Below are 20,293 nucleotides of genomic sequence, written 5' to 3'. Positions count from 1 at the left end.
CTGGGCAATCTCCCACAGGGAAATGCATTGGTCCGGAGTGGGTACTTTTCTTCAATACCACAGGCTGCCGATACCCGAGCATGGAGGCCCCCCTCAACCACACGGATCACCCTCATGAGCCTGTCCCTGTCCATGGCCGCTTTCGCACTGGCGGCCTCGATCTCCCCCGGCCCGGTCAACATCGTCGCGCTGGGCAGCGGTGCCCGCCATGGCCTGCGTGCCAGCCTTGCGCATGTGGCCGGTGCCACGCTGGGCTTCTGCCTGCTGCTGGTGCTGGTCGGGCTTGGCCTGCATCAACTGCTGCTGCGCTGGCCTTTGCTGGGCCTGCTGTTGCACTGGGGCGGCGTGGCGTTCCTGCTGTACATGGCATGGAAGCTGGCCAGCGACGACGGGCAGCTCGGCAGCGCACATCCCACCCAGGCCCCTTCGGCCTGGCACGGCGCGGCGATGCAATGGCTCAACCCCAAGGCATGGCTGGCAGCGGTGGCCGGGGTGGGTGCCTACACCGGCGGTGAGCAGCAGTTGCTGTGGCTGTTTACCTGGATCTACGGGCCGATCTGCTTCATTTCGGTGGCCAGCTGGGCGTGGGCCGGAAGCGTGGTTCGTCAGTACCTGGGCAACCCACGGCACATGCGCCTGCTGAATCGGGGCTTGGCGGCCTTGCTGGTGGGCAGCGCGGTTTACCTGGTCATTTAAGGCTGGCTGCACACCGGCCTGTCGCTGGCAAGCCAGCCCCCCCCGGCCGCGCTGCCCTCAAGACCTGTGCAGTACCTGTGGGAGCTGGCTTGCCGGCGATAGGGCCATGACGGCCAACAGGGCAATTCAACCGAATGCGTTGCGGTAATGCCCCGGCGTCGCCGCCAGGTGCTGTTTGAAGGCCCGCTGCAGGTGCGCCTGGTCGGCAAACCCGGCCTCATGTGCAACCTCGGCAATTGCCCGGCCCAGGCGCAGTTGCGCCCTGGCCAGTTGCACGCGCTGATCGAGCAGGTAGCCATGCGGCGTCAGCCCGAAGCGTTGGCGGAACGCACGAATCAGGTACGAGCGCGACAGGCCGCAGGCCGCGCAGATGTCGTCCAGGCTCAGCGGATCGCTACGGTGGGCGCGTATGAACGCTGCCGCCGCGTCCAGCCGCGGGTTGCCCTCGTCGTTCACGCCAACATTACCGTCAAGCAAATCCGGCAGTGCGCCAAACAGCGCCGCCAGGCGGGCTTCCCGGTCTGGCACGCTGGCGTCGAACAGGTCGGCAAAGGCCTGCAACAGGCACCGGTACAACGCCGGCGAGCTACTCCAGGTCTGGGCCGGCAAGGCAAACCCCAGCGCCTGCAACCAAGGCATATCGACAAACAACATCAGGTAGGACCACGGCTCCCCGGCGATGGGGTTGCAGGCATGCACCACACCTGGGTTCATCAGCACCGTGGTACCGGCCTCCACCTTGATACGCTGGTCACCGTTGAGGTAGGTGCTGTGCCCACCCGTGATCACCCCGATGGAAAAGCTCTCATGGGAATGCGCGGCGTAGCACACCTGCCGCCCGTCCCCTACCCGCCGGGCTTCGACGAAGGGCAGCGCCGGGTCGCGCCAGAACCGTGATACCTCGATCATCCCTCACCCCGCTCGCAGCTGCCATGCGCCCGGATACTACACGCTTATCGCGGAAACAGGTCCAACGTCCGCTCCACTTCGCCAATATCGATCGTGAAACCATCGCCTTCGGGTATCCCGACCACAAAGCCGAAATGCTGGAGGTCACGGTCCGTCAGGTACTTGTAGTAGCTGACAAACCGGTTTGGCGGCTGCAAGGTCAGCAGGCAACCGCCGGCCTGCAATACATTCACCCCATGCACCAGCTGGCTACCCTCTACACCAATGACCACCCGTGCCCCGGCGCAGGCCGCGACGATACTTGGTACATCGGTCTTCAGCGGGTCGACGATGCGAAAGCCGCGGGTGGCGCGCAAGTGCTCGGCCAACGCCAGCTCATTGCGCAACAGGCGCAGGTCACCATCGCCACCACGCAGCAGAAACACCCCAGGGTGTGGGGCATACAGCACATGCGACAGCAACTTGTCGCCCATGGCCCGGTAGCGGGAATGCCGACTGCGGTTGTTGGCCAGGTCATCGAACAACACCAGCTCGCGGAAAAACGCACTGCGCAGGCGCAGCGGGTTCATCTCCAGCCAGTCTTCATAGGCCGGCGCCTGGGTAAACAGCGGGAATCTGGCCGAGGGCGCGGTGGTTACCGGTATACCTTCGTTACAGGCCAGCGCATAGGTCGGGCAATCCTCCATCAACCAGGTACCGAACCACGTATTGCCATTTTGCGTGCAATAGATGGCCGCACGGTCGATTTCATTGTCCACCATGATGGTCGGCAGGAGGCCCGGCTTCAGCGACAGCCAGTGGCTGGCGTTGCCCTTGTACAAGGCCCCGTCGACCAGCCACACCTCCTTGATCAGGTAACCGCGGGTTGGCCCTTGCAGCGTGCTGATACCGCCCTCCATGGTGCGTGCAGGGTGCACGTAGGGATAGAAACGCTTGCCTTCCCAGCCCGTCACCCGCTCCAGTTGGCCTGGCAGGTAAAAGGCCGGGGGCGAGACCGTGACTTCACCAGGGGCAATGTCCCAGCTCTTGGCCGCGATGCTCTTGAGGTCGATGGTGCTGTTCCCGCCCAGCCGTTTGCGCGCCATATAACGGTAGGCGGCCAAGGTCCAGGTGTGCTGCCTGTCTGCGGGCGCTGGACTGAACTGCGAGATGTCGCTTCCCATGAAGCGTCCTCCCTTGGTGACAAGGTCAAAAGCCTGACGCGAGGCGCCAGATCAACGCCTCCCTGGCATCCGTTCAGTTGCACATGACCCTTTCCATGGTGGGCGGTGACTGCAGGTTGGCGTAACGGCGACGCAAGCTTTCCACGAACGGTTCGCCCGCCCCGTTGCCACCATAGAAATAAATCTTGTGCAGGCCACCAAACACCATTTCCTGGTAGCGGCTGGCAACTTCCTCGTCACTCGGGCCCTCGGGCAACCCCAGATGCAGCGTGAGTTTGTCGCCTTCGAGCGCGAACATCGGCGTGTCCCAGAGGAACTTTGCCGTGCCGGTTCTGGGTAAGCGGACAAACAGACAGGCATGGTTACCCAGCGAATCGATATCGCCACCGCGACGGCGCTTCCATTTCAACAAACCGTCATCCGGGCGCGCCAGGCAAAGACCGATGTCGTAATAGTCGAAGCCCTGCATCAACGCCCACTCAAGGGCCATGAAAGTGGTGATCGAGTTCACCTCACGCAACTTCCGTGCATCGGTAAACACCGCCTCGCAATAGCCGAAACGCAACGTGCTCCAATAACGCTTGCCCGCGCGTACCACTTCACAGCCAAGGTGGCAGCCGATCACTTCATCGCCCAAGGTGATCAAGTCGAGCCGGCCGACGCCCCTGGCAATGCGAAACACATCTTCAGTGGGAAACTGCGCGGCATGGATACCCTGCCTGGCGCTGGCATAGGGGCGCAGCAGGTCGCGGTCGGCCATGGCGATCTCGTCGTCCGAGAGGGCCTGGCGCATCTGGTACAACGGGCGGTTCTTGCGGATGCTGCGCCGCAACTCGCTGTCGTAGCGCGCCGTGATGTCCTCCAGCGAGCGCCCGAGCGGCACCACGGCGCTCAGGTAATGCGGCACCGACAATGCCCCCGACGTCGGCATTTCGCTGACCACCACCACGTGGTTGGGCGCAATCGTCGCGCTTGCGCTGTCAATTACTGCAGCATTGCCCTGGCCCTTGCCGGCAATCAGCAGCTTGGCCATTTCCCGCTGCTGCTTTCGGCCGATATATAAAATCTCGTACGGGCTTTCCTGCTGCAGCCGAAACCTGGCAACTTCCCACCGCCAGAAACAGGCACGCGCCATCACTTCAAGCCCCTTGCTGGCCAACTGTCTCATTTCGTAGCGTATTGAGGGCGAGATGAGTTTTCGCGCCACTGCCGTCAAGGTCGCTTTCATTTCTTCTTCGAGGTCCTTCGATGTGTACCAAGGTCTATCGGAAAAGGACAACAATTCAGCAAGAAGCACGTATCCTATTGATATTCAGGAATTATCCAGTAACCCCATGTCAACTAACAATTTAAGGTGCGCACAAACACTTTAGCAAGTGGCATTTTGATTGCATTTCATGAATGCGCCGGGAAGTTTTGCAAAGTTTCATGACGTCAAATTTCCTGCAGGAAAGGCTCACCCAACAAGCACTTTTCTATCGGTATATCCCATCCGCGCTATCCCATTACCACTTGGCTATAGAGAAATAACGTTTGATGCCTTCTTTGCATAGAAGGAGCATCAAGATGCCATCCAACCCCCATCAATCTTTGCTCCAGGCGCAATTGCCGCACTGGGCACGCCAGGCGACACCCAACCAGTGGGCCGCGTTGAAGCAAACACAGATCGCCCCGTGGCAGGCGCAGGACTGGTTCGCCAACGCAGCCCCCGGCCTGCGCCAGGCAGTGCACGCCAGTCAGGCGCGGCTGATGCAGGCGCAAGCAGCCTTGGCCTGCTCACTCAAAGGCCTGAAACAGATCACTGAATTTGCCGAGCCATTGCTGCGCGCACGCCTTGCTGAACAAGGCTTTCACGCACCGCTGCGCCATACCCAACTGCTGCGGGTGGAGCGCAGCTGGCACTGGACCGTCCTGCGCTATCTCTACCGCCATCGTCGTGACAACCTGCTACAGGCTGCCCTGCAGAACTTCGCTGACGACGAGGCGTTCTCCCCGGAAAGTGCCATTGCCCTGAGCGACAACATTCAGGTCACGCCGATGCGGGTACACGGCGCCTTCCCCCTCGGCATGCAAGTACCCGTGGCGCGCGTTGCGCTGGAGTCTGAGCGTTATCAGGTGGAACGGCTGCCCCTCGCGCCCGCCGCTTTCGCCACACTGTGCCGTGACCTGGACCTGGGTAACGCTTACCAGGCCCACCTGGAAGAACACTTCGCACGACCCGCTACCCGGGCATTGGCCATCAGGGTGCAAAAAGACCGCCTGCGCCTGGCAGCCGACCTTGCCTGTCTGCGGCACCTGCTTGACGGCAACGCGCGCGATCAGGTCGAACAGCTGTTGCAGAGCGGCGCAGTGAGGTGCTGGCAACTGGCGCTGTTCGGCACAGACCTGCACGAAGTCATGCTGATCGATGCCGGCCGTGCGGGTCTGGTGCTGTATTTGCCCGGCCATGACCCGGCCCTGCGTCAATGCAACAACCTGGACGCGGTACACGATACGCTGGCGACCTTGCTGCTGGAACCCGATGCCCGCCAGGCCTTCACGGCCTACATCAGGCAGGACGAGCGCACGCACTTTCTCGACCTGCTGCAACAAAATCTCGACGCCACGGGCAGCACTGCCTACGACCGCCCTTGGCAGCGCGCGGCGCATGCGGACCTGCGCCCTACCCGCGTGGCCATCACGGCCGAGCCTTTCGGCCACTACCAGGACCTGCACCTGGCCCGCCTCAAGCACGAAGCCAGCCTGCTGGCGGTCCCGACAGCGACGGCCGATGCCAACGCGCGGGCCAGGCGCCAGGAGGAATGGGAAAGCCTTGGCCTGGATGCGCTCAATATCGCCGCGTTCTTCATTCCAGGTGCAGGCACCCTGATGCTGGCCGTCACTGCCTGCCAGCTGCTCGGCGAGGCCTTCGAGGGCTACGAGGCCTGGGATGAAGGCGACCGCCACCTGGCGCTGCGCCACCTGGAGGCGGTCGGCCTGAACCTGGCCGTGATCGGTGGCTTCGTGGCCGCGGGCAAGGTGATACCCAAGCTGTTCAACAGCCCGTTGATGGAAAACCTGCAGCAAATACGCGGCAACGACGGGCGCTACCGGCTATGGAATGAAGACCTCACCCCCTACCGCAGTAGCGTGACACTGCCGGAAAACCTGCCGCCCAATGCACTTGGCCAGTACCTGTACGAGGGCCGGCGCTTCATCCGCATGGACGGCCAATTGTTCGAGCAACGCTTCGACAACCACCTGCAGCAATGGCGGGCCATTCACCCCGAGAAGCCCGATGCCTGGCAGCCACCGCTGGTGCACAATGCCCAAGGCGCCTGGCGTGGCCAGCATGAACAGCCCGGCCAGTGGCCATTCGCGAAGCTGGTGCGCCGTCTTGGCGAGGCCTATGCCGCGTACACGCCAGAACAGCTGGCGCAGGCCGGCCGACTCTGTGGCATCGACGCAGCGCGCTTGCGCCGGGTGCACCTGGAAGGCCTGCCAACGCCGCCGCTGTTGCTCGATGCCCTGCAGCGCATGGCGGCACAGGCTGAGGTAGAGGCGTTGGCCGACAAGGCCCCGCCGGGCCAGTTCGAGGAACGCTACAACGGCAGTGCGGCCAACACTCCGTCAATGCAGAAGCTGCTCGACGCCTATCCGCGGCTCTCCCCTGCCCTGGCCAGGCGTTTGCTGGCACCGCTGGGCGAGGCCGAATCGCTCGCGTGGCAACAGCACGGTCAGTTGCCCACACAGGTTCGCCAGTCGCTGGAGCAGGTGCACAGTGAGCTGCCCCTGGTACGCGCTGGAAGGCCTGCTGCAGCCAGCCCGGGCCAGCAGCGACAGCGAACGCCTGCTGTTCAGCGCACTGGATGCGATGCCCGACTGGCCTGCAGACCTGCGCCTGGAACTGCACGGCGCCAGCCCCGATGGCCCTCGGCTGGAGCATGTCGGCAGCGACCAGGCCACCACCCTGCGCTGCGTGATCAAATCGGCCGAAGGCTATGAGGTCGACCGGGGCGAGCGCCCTGCACCAGCGCCGCGAGATCCGGACCTCTGCCGCGCCGTAGAGCAGGCACTGTCTCGCTCGCAACGCGACAGGCTGGGGATCCCGACGGCCGATGGCAGCTCGCTACGCCAGCGTGTACTGGGTTGGGTCGACAAGCACAGGGAGACATTGGCCCAGCGGCTCTGGGGGCACCGGGCGCTGCTGCGCAAGCCCATGGGCCGCTTGCTCGGCGGTCGGCCGCTCGCCCCCGAACCGCCGCAGCCGCGCCTGGCAGGCTCGCTGGCCGGGGCCTATCGCCGCTTGTTCCCGAACGCCACCGACCAGGAGTTCGAAAACTGGCTCGGCAACGAGGAGGACAACCCGTACGTCGACGACATTCGCTCACCTACACAACGTCTGCGCGACCTGCAGCAGCGCCTGGATACCCTGCGCCGCGACCTGCAGGAATGGGCCCGGCCCGATCCGCAACGCCCTCACCAACGGCACCTGGCCATCCGCCCCATCCTCAACGCCTGGCGGCGGCTGTCGACCGTAGCGCTTGAAGGGGGTGGCCACCTGCACAGCCTGGACCTTTCCGACCTGGAACTGGACAACCAGGCCTTGGCCAGCCTGGCCCTGCCGGATGACTTCACCCATGTGGAGCACCTGGCACTCAGCAACAATCGTTCGCTCAGCCAGTTGCCGGCCGAATTCTATGAACGTTTCCCCAACCTCAAGCGCCTGCTGCTGACCGACTGCCGGTTCGACGCCGTGCCCCGCCTGGTCAGGCCTGAGCACCTCACCTGGCTGGACCTGGAAGGCAACCGCATTACCTGGGATGCCCGGGCCCAGCAAGCGCTGAACCGCTGCTCCGGGCTTGCAGTCCTGGACCTGTCGGGCAACCCGCTACTGCAGGCCCCGGACCTGCGCGGGCTGGCCTACCTGAAAACACTGTTCCTGAACGACTGTGCGCTCAGCGAATTGCCGCAAGGCCTTGACCAGGTGCTCGAGCCCCTCATCCTGGACATTGGCGACAACCAGCTGCTGCGGCTGCCAGACGGTTTCAACGTGCCACGGCCCGTTGCAGAGGCCCTGCGCCTGGAAAGCGACTGGCTGGGCGCACCCGTGCTTGCGCAGATCGAGGCCTACAACGCCGTGCACCAGGTGGACCTGCTGGTGTGCGCAGGCGACTACCTGGAATTCTTCGAACGAACCGGCCAGGCCGAAATGGCCCTGTGGCAACGGTTACCGCTGCAGTACCGCCGCGACCTCAGGCCCTTGCTCGAACTTGAACCGTTCCTGTCCCACCCGCGGTTTGCCCATACAGAGTTCTGGCGGCGCCTGACCTTGATCGACGCAGACCCCGTCCTGCGCCAGCAATGGTTGACGCACCCACCCTACGACCTGTTCAACCTACCGCTTTGACATTGACCCGGATGCCTGCCTGTCCGACAGGCAGGCACTTGCACCGATGTTAAGCCAGACTGGTGTTTTTCCGGCGGCCGGTGCATGCTCGCAGCTGAAGCGATTCACCTGGCTCGAAACCCGCCCAGCAATGTGAGGTGCAGTACCCATGGACCGTCTGCTCGATTCACTCTTCCCAAGCGCCGAGAACATCCCGGAAACCTGGCGCCTGGAAGCCCCCCTTGAACAACGCGACTACCTGGTGAACGGTGAACTCAGGCGCTGGGACGGGCCCCTGGCCACGGTGCGCAGCCCGGTCTGGCTCAAGGAAGGCAATGAAGAACGCCAAGTGGTGCTGGGCAGTGCCCCACTGCTCGATGCCGACACCGCGCTCAGCGCACTCGATGCTGCTGTGCAAGCCTACGACAAAGGCCGCGGCGCCTGGCCAAACATGCGCGTGGCCGAGCGCATCCAGCACGTCGAAACCTTCCTGGCGCGCATGCGTGAACAGCGCCAGGCCGTGGTCAAGCTGCTGATGTGGGAGATCGGCAAGAACCTCAAGGATTCGGAAAAGGAATTCGACCGCACCTGTGACTACATCGTCGACACCATCAATGCCCTCAAGGACCTTGACCGCCGCTCCAGCCGCTTCGAGCTGGAACAGGGCACGCTGGGCCAGGTCCGCCGTGCGCCGCTGGGTGTGGCCCTGTGCATGGGGCCATACAACTACCCGCTGAACGAAACCTTCACTACGCTGATCCCGGCGCTGATCATGGGCAACACCGTGGTGTTCAAGCCGGCCAAGTTCGGCGTGCTGCTGATTCGACCATTGCTCGAAGCTTTCCGTGACAGCTTCCCGCCGGGGGTGATCAACGTCATCTATGGCCGTGGCCGGGAAACGGTGAGCGCGCTGATGGCCAGCGGCAAGGTCGATGTGTTCGCCTTCATCGGCACGCACAAGGCCGCCAGCGACCTGAAAAAACTGCACCCGCGCCCGCACCGCCTGCGCGCCGCGCTGGGCCTGGATGCCAAGAACCCGGGCATTGTGCTGCCCCAGGTGGACCTCGACAACGCCGTCGAAGAGGCAGTCACCGGTGCGCTGTCGTTCAATGGCCAGCGCTGCACGGCACTGAAAATCCTGTTCGTCCACGAGGACGTCGTCGATGCCTTCCTCGACAAGTTCCAGCGCAAGCTGGCCGCGCTCAAGCCCGGCATGCCATGGGAGCCTGGCGTAGCGCTGACACCGCTGCCCGAGCCCGGCAAGGTCGACTACCTTGACGGCCTGGTCGCCGATGCCACCGCCAAGGGCGCACGCGTGCTCAACGAAGGCGGCGGGCACAGCCGTGGCTCGTTCTTCTACCCGGCCGTGCTGTACCCGGTAAAGCCGGACATGCGCGTCTACCACGAAGAGCAGTTCGGCCCGTTGGTGCCAGTGGTGCCATACCGCGACCTGCAGACAGTGATCGACTATGTGCTGGACTCCGACTACGGCCAGCAACTGAGCCTGTTCGGCAATGACCCGGCAACCATCGGCAGCCTGGTCGACATCTTCGCCAACCAGGTCGGGCGCATCAACATCAACGCGCAATGCCAGCGCGGCCCCGACACCTATCCGTTCAACGGCCGCAAGAACAGCGCCGAAGGCACCCTGTCGGTACACGACGCCCTGCGTGTGTTCTCGATCCGCACGTTGGTCGCAACGCGCTTCCAGGAGGCCAACAAGGAACTGATCAGCGAGATCATTCGCAACCGGCAGTCGAGCTTCCTGACCACCGACTACATCTTCTGACAGCCGCGTTTATAGAGAATCGATCTATCAGCGCTGTCGATTTTCCATCCGCGCAAACGACTCTAAGCAACAGGGCGCCCACCGGCGCCCACTTCCAAGGAGAGTCGAACATGGCAGCCAAACCCATTCCCGAAGGCCAGCACAGCCTCACCCCCTACCTGGCCATCAATGACGCCGCCAAGGCCATCGAGTTCTACAAGAAGGCCTTCGCTGCCGTCGAGATGTTCCGCCTCGACGCCCCGGGGGGCCGCGTCGGCCATGCCGAGCTGAAGATCGGCGACTCGTCGCTGATGCTTGGCGACCCCTGCGACATGGAGGGCGGTCTCACCGCCAGCCAGAAGCTCAGCGGCGCAGGCGTTGGCCTGCACCTGTATGTCGAGGACTGCGACAAGGTCTACGCCCAGGCCCTGGCGGCCGGCGCCACCCAGCTGAGTGCGGTGACGGACCAGTTCTACGGCGACCGCAGCGGCACCCTGAAAGACCCGTTCGGCAACATCTGGTTCGTTTCCACCCACAAGGAGGACCTGACCCCCGACGAGATCCGCGCCCGCGCGGCGAAAATGTTCAGTGCAACTGAGCGGTAAGTTGAAAGCGGCGCGACTTTGCTTGAAGCTTGGAGCTCGTAGCTGGGAGCTGCTTCATGCGAATCATCGACAAAACCGCCGCACAGGTCCGTAGCCTGACCCCCGCAGAAGAGGAGCTGCTGGTCGGCTTTGCCACCGGCAGCCTCACCGGCCCACGCCTGCTACAGGCCAACCAGCTGCTGATGAAGGTACGCAACGCCAACCAGTGGCTAGCCTGCGACTGCCGCAGCGATGCCTTGCCGGTGCTCAATGTCACCCTCAACGGCAACACCGGTACGCTGTTTCTCAAGAACAACCCGGGTACTGCCGAGCACGCGCCCGGCTGCCCGTTCACCAAGGACGAGCGAGAAGCGGCCGAACGCGAAAACGACCCCGCGCCACCCGCTGCCTGGCTACCGCCCGACACACCGTTGCGCCTGATCGGCGACTTCCGCAGCGGCACCACCAGTGGCGGCGGCGATGGCAGCGAACGCCGTGAACAACAGCGCCTGCTGTCACTGCTGCTGACCTGGATCGAAACCAGCGGCCTCAACCTGTATGCCACGCACCTGAAAAAGGACCTGACCGGGCAATTTGCCGAGTTGCGCAGCGTGGCCAGCCGCTATCCGCTGCTGGAACGGGTCCCCGCCAGCAACTATCTGGAAACCCGCCTGGACATGAAGCACATGATGATGCTCAAGTCCCGCCTGCGCGAAGCCACGGTGTTCGGCAACCATCGCCGCCACGGCCTGCTGCTGGACTGCGTGGACCAGATAAAAGGGCGCAAGCTGTTCAACAACCGCAGTGAAGACGGCTTCGACTTCCAGGGCCACCACCTGTACTGGGGCGGCAACCGCACCGCCGGGCCGTTACTGGCCTTGGCGCTGTACTCGCCGACCAGTGCCGGCAGCCATTTCTACGAGCTGATTCATGTGGCCAGCGTGCCGGTGCTGTCCCGCGCCCACCTGTTCCCGGTATATCGCGACGAAGAGCGCGAGCCGCTCAAGGCCCTGGTATCGCTGGTCGACTGGATGGCCAGCAAGGGTGTGAAAGTGCAAATGCGCCGCCCGGTGATCGGTGGCCAGGTGATGGATGAACTGGTGATGACCTCGGACCAGGACCGGGTATTGTCGGTGTCGTTGCTGGAGCAACCCATCGGGCCCGAACCGGATACCGAGAATTTCAAGCGCTACGCCGACTTCAAGAGCCTGGAAACCTTCCGCAAGTTCGTAGCAGGCTTCTTCATGCGCGAGCGCTGAGGGCCGTGGGCTCGCCTTGATCTTTATAGCGCCTGTCAGATCGAGCGCCGCCCGCGCGGCGCTCGATCTGACAGGCGCTATAAATCCCGTGGTGTACCGAAATCACCCCAGGAACAGCTTGTACGCCGGGTTGTCGGTCTCATCCCAGTAGCGGTACCCCATCTCATCCAGCGCCAACGGCAACCCCGTCAACTCATCCCGCGGCACTTCCAGCGCGGCGAAAACCCGGGCCTCTGCCGCACCATGGTTGCGGTAATGGAACAGGCTGATGTTCCAACGCTTGCCAAGCCGCTCCAGAAAGCCCAGCAACGCCCCGGGCCGCTCGGGGAATTCGAAGCGCAGCACCCGCTCGTCAGCCCCGGGCGCGGCATGGCCGCCCACAGTATGCCGTACATGCAGTTTGGCCAGTTCGTTGTCGGTCAGGTCCAGTACGCTGTAGCCCTGCTCGCGCAGGCTGGCCAGCAACTGCTCGCGTGGGTCGTGCAGCGGGTGTGTCTGCACACCCACGAACAGGCGCGCCTCCTTGCCAGGGTAATAGCGGTAGTTGAACTCGGTGATCTGTCGCTTGCCCAGGGCCTGGCAGAAGGCGCGGAAGCTGCCCGGCTGTTCCGGGATGGTGACAGCGATGATCGCCTCGCGCTGCTCGCCCAGTTCGGCACGCTCAGCCACATGGCGCAGGCGGTCGAAGTTGACATTGGCCCCGGAGTCGATGGCCACCAGGGTCTGCCCCTGCACGCCGTCGCGCGCCACGTACTTCTTGATCCCGGCCACGGCCAGGGCGCCGGACGGCTCGGTGATCGAGCGGGTGTCGTCATAGATGTCCTTGATCGCCGCGCACAGCTCGTCGCTGCTCACGGTGACCACCTCGTCAACGAAGTGCCGGCACAACTCGAAGCAATGGGCGCCGATCTGCGCCACCGCCACACCATCGGCGAAGGTGCCAACCTGCGGCAGGATCACCCGCTCACCGGCGGCCATGGCAGCCTGCAGGCAGTTGGAGTCCTCCGGCTCGACGCCGATCACCTTCACCTCAGGGCGCAGGTACTTCACATAGGCGGCAATGCCAGCAATCAGCCCACCGCCACCCACCGGTACGAAGATGGCATCCAGCGCCCCCGGGCGCTGGCGCAGGATCTCCATGGCCACGGTGCCCTGCCCGGCGATCACATCCGGGTCGTCGAACGGTGGCACGAAGGTGGCGCCTTCGCTGTCGGCCAGTTTCAGCGCGTGGGCCAAGGCATGGGGGAAGCTCTCACCGTGCAGCACTACATGGCCACCGCGCGAACGTACCCCTTCCACCTTCAGCGACGGCGTGGTGGTCGGCATGACGATGGTGGCCTTCATGCCCAGGTGGGATGCCGCCAGGGCCACGCCCTGGGCATGGTTGCCCGCAGAGGCGGTGATCACCCCGCGCTCGCGCTGCACGGTACTCAGGCGTGACAAGCGGGTGTAGGCACCGCGGATCTTGAACGAGAAGGTAGGCTGCAGGTCCTCCCGCTTGAGCAACACCTGGTTGCCCAGGCTTGCAGACAACGCGGGCGCAGCCTGAAGGGGCGTTTCGATGGCCAGGTCGTACACCGGGGCGGCAAGAATGCGCCGCACCTGCTCCGACAGCAGTTGCTGAGGGGTGACGGTAGAGCGAGGGCTGACGAAGCTGGTCATCGATGACTCCTTGGCTGTGTTCACGTTGCCCAGGAGTCAGAAAGAAAAACCCGCCTCCAGGGCGGGTTCGGTGCACGTACGCGCTAGCCCGCCAAGCTGATAATGGCGGTAATAATAATGGCGTTGACGTGCGGGAAAGTATTCATGGGGTAGGAACTTAGCCGGTAGTGCGGCACAAAGTCAACACTTCGCCTGCTGCGCCGAAAGCGGCACATCGAACACCTTGTCGAAGCCCCACTGGAAGACAAACGCGTAAACGAAGAAGAACACGAACAACGCCAGGTTGGTCAGCAACGCCGCCCACAAGCTGACATCCAGCCAGTACGCCACCAGCGGCAGCAGGATCAGCACCAGCCCGCCCTCGAAGCCCAGCGCATGCAGCAGGCGCCGCAGGAACGTGCGCTCGCGCTGGAGCTGGCGCGCTTCCCAGCGCTCGAACACCCAGTTGTAGCCCATGTTCCAGCTCATCGCGATGCCCGACATCAGCACCGACAGCACGGTCGACTGCGCCATGCCGGCACCGAACGCCAGCTCCAGCGCGGGCGCCACGCAGGCGACGGCGATGGCTTCGTAAAGAATGGCCTGGACAATCTTGCGTGCCTTGCCTTGCATGTTCAGCTCCCTGGTTCAACGACCTGTAAAGCTACAAGAAGTGGCCCACAAGAAAAAGCCAGAAATTTGGACAAGCCTGCGTTCGGCTGCTTGTATCTATCCAGTACAAACGGCGACAAGTCGTACAACTTCGTCCAGGGAATCGAACGAGGATAAAGACGATGGCCCACCCCTTCCTGCCGGTGTCCGCCACATGAGCCTGGCATTCATCGATTTTCTCACCTACGTGCTGTTCGGCCTGAAGATCCTCGCGATCGTCCTGGCCTCGCTGATGTTCCTGCTGGGCCTGGATGACCTGTTCATCGACCTGTGCTACTGGGGCCGCAAGCTTATCCGGCGTTTTCGCATCTACGACAAGTACGAGAAAGCCGACGAAAAACGCCTGTACGAGGTACCGGAGAAGCCTCTGGCCATCATGGTCCCAGCCTGGAACGAAGTGGGCGTGGTCGGTGAGATGGCGCGCCTGGCTGCCTCGACCATCGACTACGAGAACTACCAGATCTTCGTCGGTACCTACCCCAACGACCCGCAAACCCAGGCCGATGTCGACGCGGTGTGCCTGCACTACCCCAACGTGCACAAGGTGGTCTGCGCCCGCCCCGGCCCTACCAGCAAGGCCGACTGCCTGAACAACATCATCGACGCGCTGCTGCGCTTCCAGCAGGACGCCGGCATCGAGTTCGCCGGCTTCATCCTGCACGACGCCGAAGATGTGATCTCGCCCATGGAACTGCGCCTGTTCAACTACCTGTTGCCGAACAAGGACATGATCCAGATCCCCGTGTACCCCTATGCACCGGAATGGAAAGGTTTCACCGCCGGCCACTATGTCGACGAGTTCGCCGAAAACCACGGCAAGGACGTGATCGTGCGCGAGGCACTGACCGGCCAGGTGCCCAGCGCCGGGGTCGGCACCTGCTTCAGCCGCCGCGCCATCAGTGCGCTGCTCGAGGACGGCGACGGCATCGCCTTCGACGTGCAGAGCCTCACCGAAGACTACGACATCGGTTTTCGCCTGAAGCAAAAGGGCATGAAGTGCATTTTTGCCCGCTATTCCATCACCGACCCGGCGCTGACCCTGAAGCAGGAATGGCGCCCGGGCATGAGCCGTGAATTCGCCCAGGTGATCTGCGTGCGCGAGCACTTCCCGCGCGACTGGCAGCATGCCATACGGCAGAAGTCGCGGTGGATTGTCGGCATCGTCTTCCAGGGCACCAGCAACCTGGGCTGGAGCCGCAAGGGCGCGCTCAACTACTTCCTCTGGCGTGACCGCCGCGGCCTGTTCGCCTACCTGCTGAGTTTCCTGGTCAACCTGTTGCTGCTGGTGTTGCTGGCCATGTGGCTGGTCACGGTGATTGCGCCAGAGTCGTGGCGCTTCATGTCGATCCTCAGCGACAGCTGGCTGCTGACCACTTTGCTGTGGCTGAACGGGCTGATGCTGTTCAACCGCCTGTTCCAGCGCGCCTGGTTCGTCACCCGCTTCTATGGCATCGGCGAAGGCTTGCTGTCGGCGCCGCGGATGATGTGGAGCAACTTCGTCAACTTCTTCGCCAACCTGCGTGCCCTGCGCCAGGTGATGGAAATGGGCGACTCGCGGCGTGTGGCCTGGGACAAGACCACCCACGAATTCCCCGCCATCGCCGCCCCCGCTCGCACGCCGCTGGGCCAGCGCCTGGTGGCCAAGGGTCTGATCAGCGACGAACAGCTGCAACAGGCGATCACCAGCCCGGTACGCCGGCGCCTGGGCCGCGAGCTGCTGCTGCGCGGCTGGCTGAACAGCGAACAGTTGGTGGCCACCCTGGCCGAGCAACTGGACCTGCCCTGGGCACCGCTCAACCCGTTCAAGCTCGACCCGCAACTGATCGCCAAACTGCCGCGCAAGCTGGCGACGCACTATGGCGTGCTGCCAGTGGCCGAAGACGGCGACACGCTGCTGCTGGCCAGCGAAAGCCCGGTGAGCCAGGTGTCGCTGGGGGTAATCAGCCGCCACCTGAAGCGCCCGGTCAGCGCCCGCCTGGCGCCCCAGGGCCGGGTGACCCTGGGCCTGCGCTACCACTACCCAAGCCCTTGGCAGAAGCCGGAAACCCGCGAGATGCTGGCCATCCTCGCACGCCACCAGGATGACGAAGCGCTGCTGGAGCGGGTCAGCCACCACCAGGTAATGCTCGGCGCGCTGCTGCAGGTGCGCGGCATGGTCCCGGTCACCCTGTTCAACCAGGCGCTGATCGACTTCGACCCGGAACACCAGAGCCTCGGCGAGCACCTGATCGCTCGCGGCATCATCACCGAGCAGGTGCTGCAGCAGGCCCTGACCGAACAGGCCAGCGAACAGCAGGCCGCCTTTGACCTGACCCGGGAGGTGGCATGAAGCCGCGCTTTTCCCTCACCTTCACTGGCCTGTTGCTATGCTCCGCCGCCCTGCCCGCCTCGGCTTCGGCGCCGATGACCGACTTCCAGCGGTTCACCAGCTACCCGTTCATGGAGCGCAGCTACCGCGAAGCGAAGAAGGACAACTGGGCCGAGGTCGAACGCCTGACCCGCCACGTGCTGGGCCGGGTACCGAACAACGACGAAGCCCGCACGCTGCTGGTGGAGGCCCTGGCTCACCAGCGCCGCTACAAGGAGGCCGAAGCCCTGGCCGAACAGCTGGACGGCAGCCCCGAATACGCCAACGCCCTGCTTGAACTGCGCCTGACCTGGATCGAACAGGACCCGCCGCCGGCCAGCCAGGTGGAACAATGGCTGGCCACCAGCGATGGCACCAATCGGGTGCGCCTGTGGCAGGCCTACAGCCTGAGCCTGGCGAAATTCGGTGGCGCCGCCAAGGCGCTGGACTGGCTCAACCAGTTGCCACCACAGAGGGACGGCCAGGTGCTGCGCCTGGCCCGGGCCAACTTCGCCGAACAACTGCGCAACTGGAAGGAAACCATCGAACAGCTGCAGCCGCTGGCCGACCAAGGCCAGTTGCCCGCGCAGGACTGGCAGCGCCTGGCCAATGCCTATATCCAGCAGGTGGATGAAAAAGGGCTGAACGCGCTGCTGGCCAGCGCCCCTTCCCCTGAAGCAGCCAACCAGGCCCGCCTGGCCATGGCCAACCGCGCCATCGCTGTCGGCCAGAACCAGCAGGCCCAGCGTTGGCTGCAAGCACTGCCGGCCGCGCAGCTGAACCAGCCAGAGCAGCGCCAGCAACTGTGGGAGCTGGCCCGCGAAGGCCACGACGCCCCCTTGGTACAGCGCCTGAGCAACCAACTGCAACGCCCCTGCCTGGAAACCGTCGACTGGCTGTCGCGCCGCGACCCGGAGCTGGCGCGCGAGCAGTTCAAGGGCTGCACCGCCAGCACCGACCCAAGGGCCTACGCCGTGCTCAGGCAACGCCTGTACGGCGACCCGCCACAGCCCCCTCAACCACGCACCGCCGCCGAATGGGAGCAACGCTATCGGCAGAGCGGCGACCTGGCCGCGCTGGAGCAGGCCACCTTCCTGCTGACGCAACAGGGCCACGGCGAACGCGCCCGGCAACTGCTGGAGCAAGCCTACGACCGGCACCAGGGCCGCCTTGCGCCGTCACTGCTGCAGCGCCTGGGCAACCTGTATGCGCGTAACGACGGGCCGCTGGACAGCCGCCGCATGCTCAGCCTGATCCCTCGGGTCGACGCCGGTACTCGTGCCCAGCTGCTCGGCCGCCTGGCCGAGGCTGGCCAGTGCGATGCCGTGCGCCAGGCCGTACCGGCTACCCCGAGCGAACCTGGCCAATACCGCGCCCTGGGCCGCTGCGCCATGCCCGACCAGCCCGGCGAAGCGGTGGTCTACTACCAGGCCGCCGAGCGCCTGGGCGACAGCGGCAACCGCCTGCCACTGGCTTACGCCCTCGAGGCAGCCGGGGATTCCGAGGCCGCCCTGCCCATCTGGCGCAGCTTGCCCGACAGCGCCTGGACCGACAACGCCCGCCTCACCGCCGCCCGTGGCGCGCTGAACGCTGGCGACGCGCAAGCGGCCCGGCGCTATTGGGACGCTGCCGCGCACAATGGCGCCGACGACTGGGCCCTGGGTGCCGCCATCGCCCAGCGCCAGGGCGATTACCAGGCCGCGCTGGGCTTCCAGCGCCAGGCCCTGGCGCACAACCCGCGGGCCGACCACTACTACGCCGCCTCCAGCACCGCGCTACTGGCCGGCGACAGTGCCCAGAGCAGCGCCTGGCTGGCCGAAGCCGTGCGCCTGGCACCCGACCAGCCACGCTACCGCGCCGACTACGGCATGCGCCTGGCCGGCTCGACGGACAAGGCCCAGCGCCGCCAGTCGATCCCCTACCTGGAACGCGCCACCCACGACTTCCCCGAGGACTACCGCCTTGGCGAAACGCTGGCCCTGCGCTATGACGAAGCCGAAGACAGCGCTTCGGCGCGCCGGGAACTGCGCCGCATCCTCGATGTGGAGCAGGACCTGGTCGACGGCGACGACGAATACGGCAGCCTGGAGGCCCGCAAGTACCGCCAGCGCCGCGCCCACGAAAGCCTGTCGCGACGCGACACCATCACCCTGGCCAGCACCTGGTCGCCGGCCGGCACCTCGACCAACGACAAGTTCCTCGACAATGGCCAGCGCAGCGGCACTTCGCGCCGCGCGCAATCGCAGAACGTGCAACTGGCCATGTGGGACCACGCCCTGGGCGAAGAGCCCAGCCGCAACGGCAGCACCCTGTCGGTGTATGGCCGGGTGCTGTTCGGTGGGCAAAGCCGCACCGACTATGCGCAAAGCATGGGTACCGGCGTCGGCCTGCGCTACAAGCCACTCGGCCAGGCCAACCTCAACCTGTATGCCGAGCTGTACCACCAGCGACAGATCGACGAAGAGCACTACCGCGGCCTGAGCCTGGGCCAGCTGCTGAGCCCGGCCAAGGTCGGTGGCAACTGGGGCGATTTGCGTCACCACGCCGAATCGAGCAACGACCTGCTGTTGCGTGCCACCGCCTCGTTTCTCGACCAGGGCGACTGGCGCAACGACTGGCGCGTCGATGAAGACGACTGGAACGAGCGCTTCCTCTATCTCGACGCCGCCTGGTGGACCCGTGCCGGCGACCACGCCTGGCTGTCGCGCTACCAACAGGGCCACGCCTGGAAGCTGCCGGGCAGCTCACCGCAAACCATCATGCCCTATGGCTTTGTCGAGTTTTCCAGCCAGGACCCGAGCAACGACTGGCGCCAGGACACCCGGGCCGGGGTTGGTGTGCGCTGGCAATGGTGGTTCGATGACGATCGCTACAACGCCTACCGCGGTTCGCTGAAAGTGCGTGCCGAGTACCAGCAATCGCTGGGCGGCAATCTATACGAGCGCGCCAACGGCGTGCTGGTCGGTGCGGAGATGACCTTCTGATGCGTGCGTTCCTGGCCCTCTGCCTGCTTGCCCTGTGCCTGCCGGCCAGCGCCGATCAGCGCCTGTTCTACCAACCCCTCAACCGCGATGCCAATGTCACCCCCGCCCAGTGGCAGCAACTGTGGCACGCCACCGTGGCCCAGGGCGGCAAGACCCTGATCGTGCAATGGAGCGCCTATGGCGACAGCGATTTCGGCGGCGCCCAGGGCTGGCTGGCCAACAGCCTGCGCAGCGCGCGTGCCCAGGGGCTGCAACTGGTGCTGGGGCTGTACATGGACCCGGCCTACTACCAGCGCCTCGACGAGCTGGATGGCGAAGGCCTGAACAGCTACTGGAAAGCGCAGCTGGGGCGCTCGCTCAGCCAGTACCAGCAACTGCGCCAGGGGTGGCAGTTGCCGGTGGACGGCTGGTACCTGCCCATGGAGCTGGACGACCATCATTTTCGCGAGGCCGAACGCCGTGATGCCCTGCACAGCCAGTTGCAGGCCTTCAACCGGCAGCTGGACAAGCCATTGCACATCAGCGCCTTCAGCGCCGGCAAACTGTCGCCGCGAGTCAATGCCGCCTGGCTGGATCAACTGGCCGGGCTGGGCTTGACTGTGTGGTGGCAGGATGGCGCCGGGACCAGGCGCCTGCCCGTGCCGGTAAGTCAGGGTTACGAACAGGCCTTGCCGTGCCGGGTGGGCGTGGTACGCGAGGCGTTCCGCCAGGTGAGCGCGCCAGGGCAGGCGTTTCGGGCTGAGCCTTCCCAACCGAAGCTGACCGGCGGGTGCCATGCCGAGGCGGTGTTCGACCTGCGTTACCGGCCATGGGCCCGGGGTGTTCTGCCCACCAATTGAGTCTCCAGGCCCGGCCTCTTCGCGGGTAAACCCGCTCCCACAGGGACCGCACAGATTTCCAGT

The 20,293-nt window shown here is 64.6% G+C and carries 13 protein-coding genes; 8 read left to right on the top strand and 5 right to left on the bottom strand.

The features are described 5' to 3' along the window. Positions 1–114 precede the first annotated feature (114 nt). Positions 115–696, top strand: a complete 582-nt coding sequence (locus tag M2S36_RS13715; RefSeq protein ID WP_063914233.1) for a LysE family translocator — start codon at positions 115–117, stop codon at positions 694–696. A gap of 126 nt (positions 697–822) precedes the next feature. Here M2S36_RS13715 and M2S36_RS13710 read toward each other — a convergent pair whose 3' ends face one another. From M2S36_RS13710 to M2S36_RS13700, 3 genes are all read right to left on the bottom strand, one after another. Beyond that, a complete protein-coding gene (locus M2S36_RS13710; RefSeq protein WP_063914234.1) occupies positions 823–1,605 on the bottom strand; it encodes a helix-turn-helix transcriptional regulator in 783 nt (260 codons plus the stop codon). Between the two features lie 44 nt (positions 1,606–1,649). Beyond that, positions 1,650–2,768 carry a glycosyltransferase family 61 protein gene (locus M2S36_RS13705; RefSeq protein WP_207832561.1) on the bottom strand — a complete coding sequence of 373 codons (1,119 nt, stop codon included), beginning with the start codon at positions 2,766–2,768 and terminating at the stop codon, positions 1,650–1,652. Between the two features lie 73 nt (positions 2,769–2,841). After that, complete coding sequence (locus M2S36_RS13700) at positions 2,842–3,996, bottom strand: hypothetical protein (RefSeq protein WP_333957285.1); 1,155 nt, start codon at positions 3,994–3,996, stop codon at positions 2,842–2,844. Between the two features lie 338 nt (positions 3,997–4,334). On the opposite strand from M2S36_RS13700, the gene M2S36_RS13695 reads away from it, so the two are divergent. From M2S36_RS13695 to M2S36_RS13680, 4 genes are all read left to right on the top strand, one after another. After that, positions 4,335–6,752: a dermonecrotic toxin domain-containing protein gene (locus M2S36_RS13695; protein WP_333957283.1), complete on the top strand. Its 2,418-nt coding sequence runs from the start codon at positions 4,335–4,337 to the stop codon at positions 6,750–6,752. A 1,553-nt stretch (positions 6,753–8,305) separates the two neighbouring features. Beyond that, the gene (locus M2S36_RS13690; RefSeq protein WP_207832554.1) at positions 8,306–9,925 is read left to right on the top strand and encodes an NADP-dependent glyceraldehyde-3-phosphate dehydrogenase; all 1,620 of its coding nucleotides are present in this window, start codon (positions 8,306–8,308) and stop codon (positions 9,923–9,925) included. Positions 9,926–10,035: 110 nt separating this feature from the next. After that, on the top strand, positions 10,036–10,509 hold the full coding sequence (locus M2S36_RS13685; RefSeq protein ID WP_207832552.1) for a VOC family protein: 474 nt from the start codon (positions 10,036–10,038) through the stop codon (positions 10,507–10,509). A gap of 56 nt (positions 10,510–10,565) precedes the next feature. Next, entirely contained in the window at positions 10,566–11,747 is a 1,182-nt protein-coding gene (locus tag M2S36_RS13680) for a hypothetical protein (protein ID WP_207832550.1), read from the top strand. Positions 11,748–11,849: 102 nt separating this feature from the next. Here the strand turns inward: M2S36_RS13680 and ilvA are convergent, their stop codons facing one another. Beyond that, positions 11,850–13,409, bottom strand: a complete 1,560-nt coding sequence (gene ilvA / locus M2S36_RS13675; RefSeq protein ID WP_207832548.1) for a threonine ammonia-lyase, biosynthetic — start codon at positions 13,407–13,409, stop codon at positions 11,850–11,852. Positions 13,410–13,589: 180 nt separating this feature from the next. Continuing rightward, positions 13,590–14,021 carry a PACE efflux transporter gene (locus M2S36_RS13670; protein ID WP_063914242.1) on the bottom strand — a complete coding sequence of 144 codons (432 nt, stop codon included), beginning with the start codon at positions 14,019–14,021 and terminating at the stop codon, positions 13,590–13,592. 193 nt (positions 14,022–14,214) lie between these two features. Between M2S36_RS13670 and nfrB the strand changes: the two genes are divergently transcribed. The 3 genes from nfrB to M2S36_RS13655 are packed head-to-tail and all read left to right on the top strand — an operon-like array spanning position 14,215 to position 20,230. Continuing rightward, positions 14,215–16,389, top strand: coding sequence for a cyclic di-3',5'-guanylate-activated glycosyltransferase NfrB (gene nfrB / locus M2S36_RS13665; protein WP_241105601.1), 2,175 nt, complete (start codon positions 14,215–14,217; stop codon positions 16,387–16,389). Further along, positions 16,386–19,391, top strand: coding sequence for a phage receptor (locus M2S36_RS13660; RefSeq protein ID WP_333957282.1), 3,006 nt, complete (start codon positions 16,386–16,388; stop codon positions 19,389–19,391). The genes nfrB and M2S36_RS13660 overlap by 4 nt, the downstream gene beginning before the upstream one ends. After that, positions 19,391–20,230 (top strand): DUF4434 family protein, encoded by an 840-nt coding sequence (locus tag M2S36_RS13655; protein WP_333957281.1) that lies wholly within the window; start codon positions 19,391–19,393, stop codon positions 20,228–20,230. The genes M2S36_RS13660 and M2S36_RS13655 overlap by 1 nt, the downstream gene beginning before the upstream one ends. Positions 20,231–20,293 lie beyond the last annotated feature (63 nt).

The organism is Pseudomonas sp. SF2, from assembly GCF_036858055.1.
Taxonomy (GTDB): Bacteria; Pseudomonadota; Gammaproteobacteria; order Pseudomonadales; family Pseudomonadaceae; genus Aquipseudomonas.
The sequence above is the reverse complement of the archived record's forward strand: the minus strand, read 5'-3'. Positions and strand labels throughout refer to the sequence as shown.

Coding starts and splice junctions, on each gene's coding strand:
- M2S36_RS13715 (WP_063914233.1), top strand. CDS start 115: ATGAGCCTGTCCCTGTCCATGGCCGCTTTCGCACTGGCGGCCTCGATC.
- M2S36_RS13710 (WP_063914234.1), bottom strand. CDS start 1,605: ATGATCGAGGTATCACGGTTCTGGCGCGACCCGGCGCTGCCCTTCGTC.
- M2S36_RS13705 (WP_207832561.1), bottom strand. CDS start 2,768: ATGGGAAGCGACATCTCGCAGTTCAGTCCAGCGCCCGCAGACAGGCAG.
- M2S36_RS13700 (WP_333957285.1), bottom strand. CDS start 3,996: ATGAAAGCGACCTTGACGGCAGTGGCGCGAAAACTCATCTCGCCCTCA.
- M2S36_RS13695 (WP_333957283.1), top strand. CDS start 4,335: ATGCCATCCAACCCCCATCAATCTTTGCTCCAGGCGCAATTGCCGCAC.
- M2S36_RS13690 (WP_207832554.1), top strand. CDS start 8,306: ATGGACCGTCTGCTCGATTCACTCTTCCCAAGCGCCGAGAACATCCCG.
- M2S36_RS13685 (WP_207832552.1), top strand. CDS start 10,036: ATGGCAGCCAAACCCATTCCCGAAGGCCAGCACAGCCTCACCCCCTAC.
- M2S36_RS13680 (WP_207832550.1), top strand. CDS start 10,566: ATGCGAATCATCGACAAAACCGCCGCACAGGTCCGTAGCCTGACCCCC.
- ilvA (WP_207832548.1), bottom strand. CDS start 13,409: ATGACCAGCTTCGTCAGCCCTCGCTCTACCGTCACCCCTCAGCAACTG.
- M2S36_RS13670 (WP_063914242.1), bottom strand. CDS start 14,021: ATGCAAGGCAAGGCACGCAAGATTGTCCAGGCCATTCTTTACGAAGCC.
- nfrB (WP_241105601.1), top strand. CDS start 14,215: ATGAGCCTGGCATTCATCGATTTTCTCACCTACGTGCTGTTCGGCCTG.
- M2S36_RS13660 (WP_333957282.1), top strand. CDS start 16,386: ATGAAGCCGCGCTTTTCCCTCACCTTCACTGGCCTGTTGCTATGCTCC.
- M2S36_RS13655 (WP_333957281.1), top strand. CDS start 19,391: ATGCGTGCGTTCCTGGCCCTCTGCCTGCTTGCCCTGTGCCTGCCGGCC.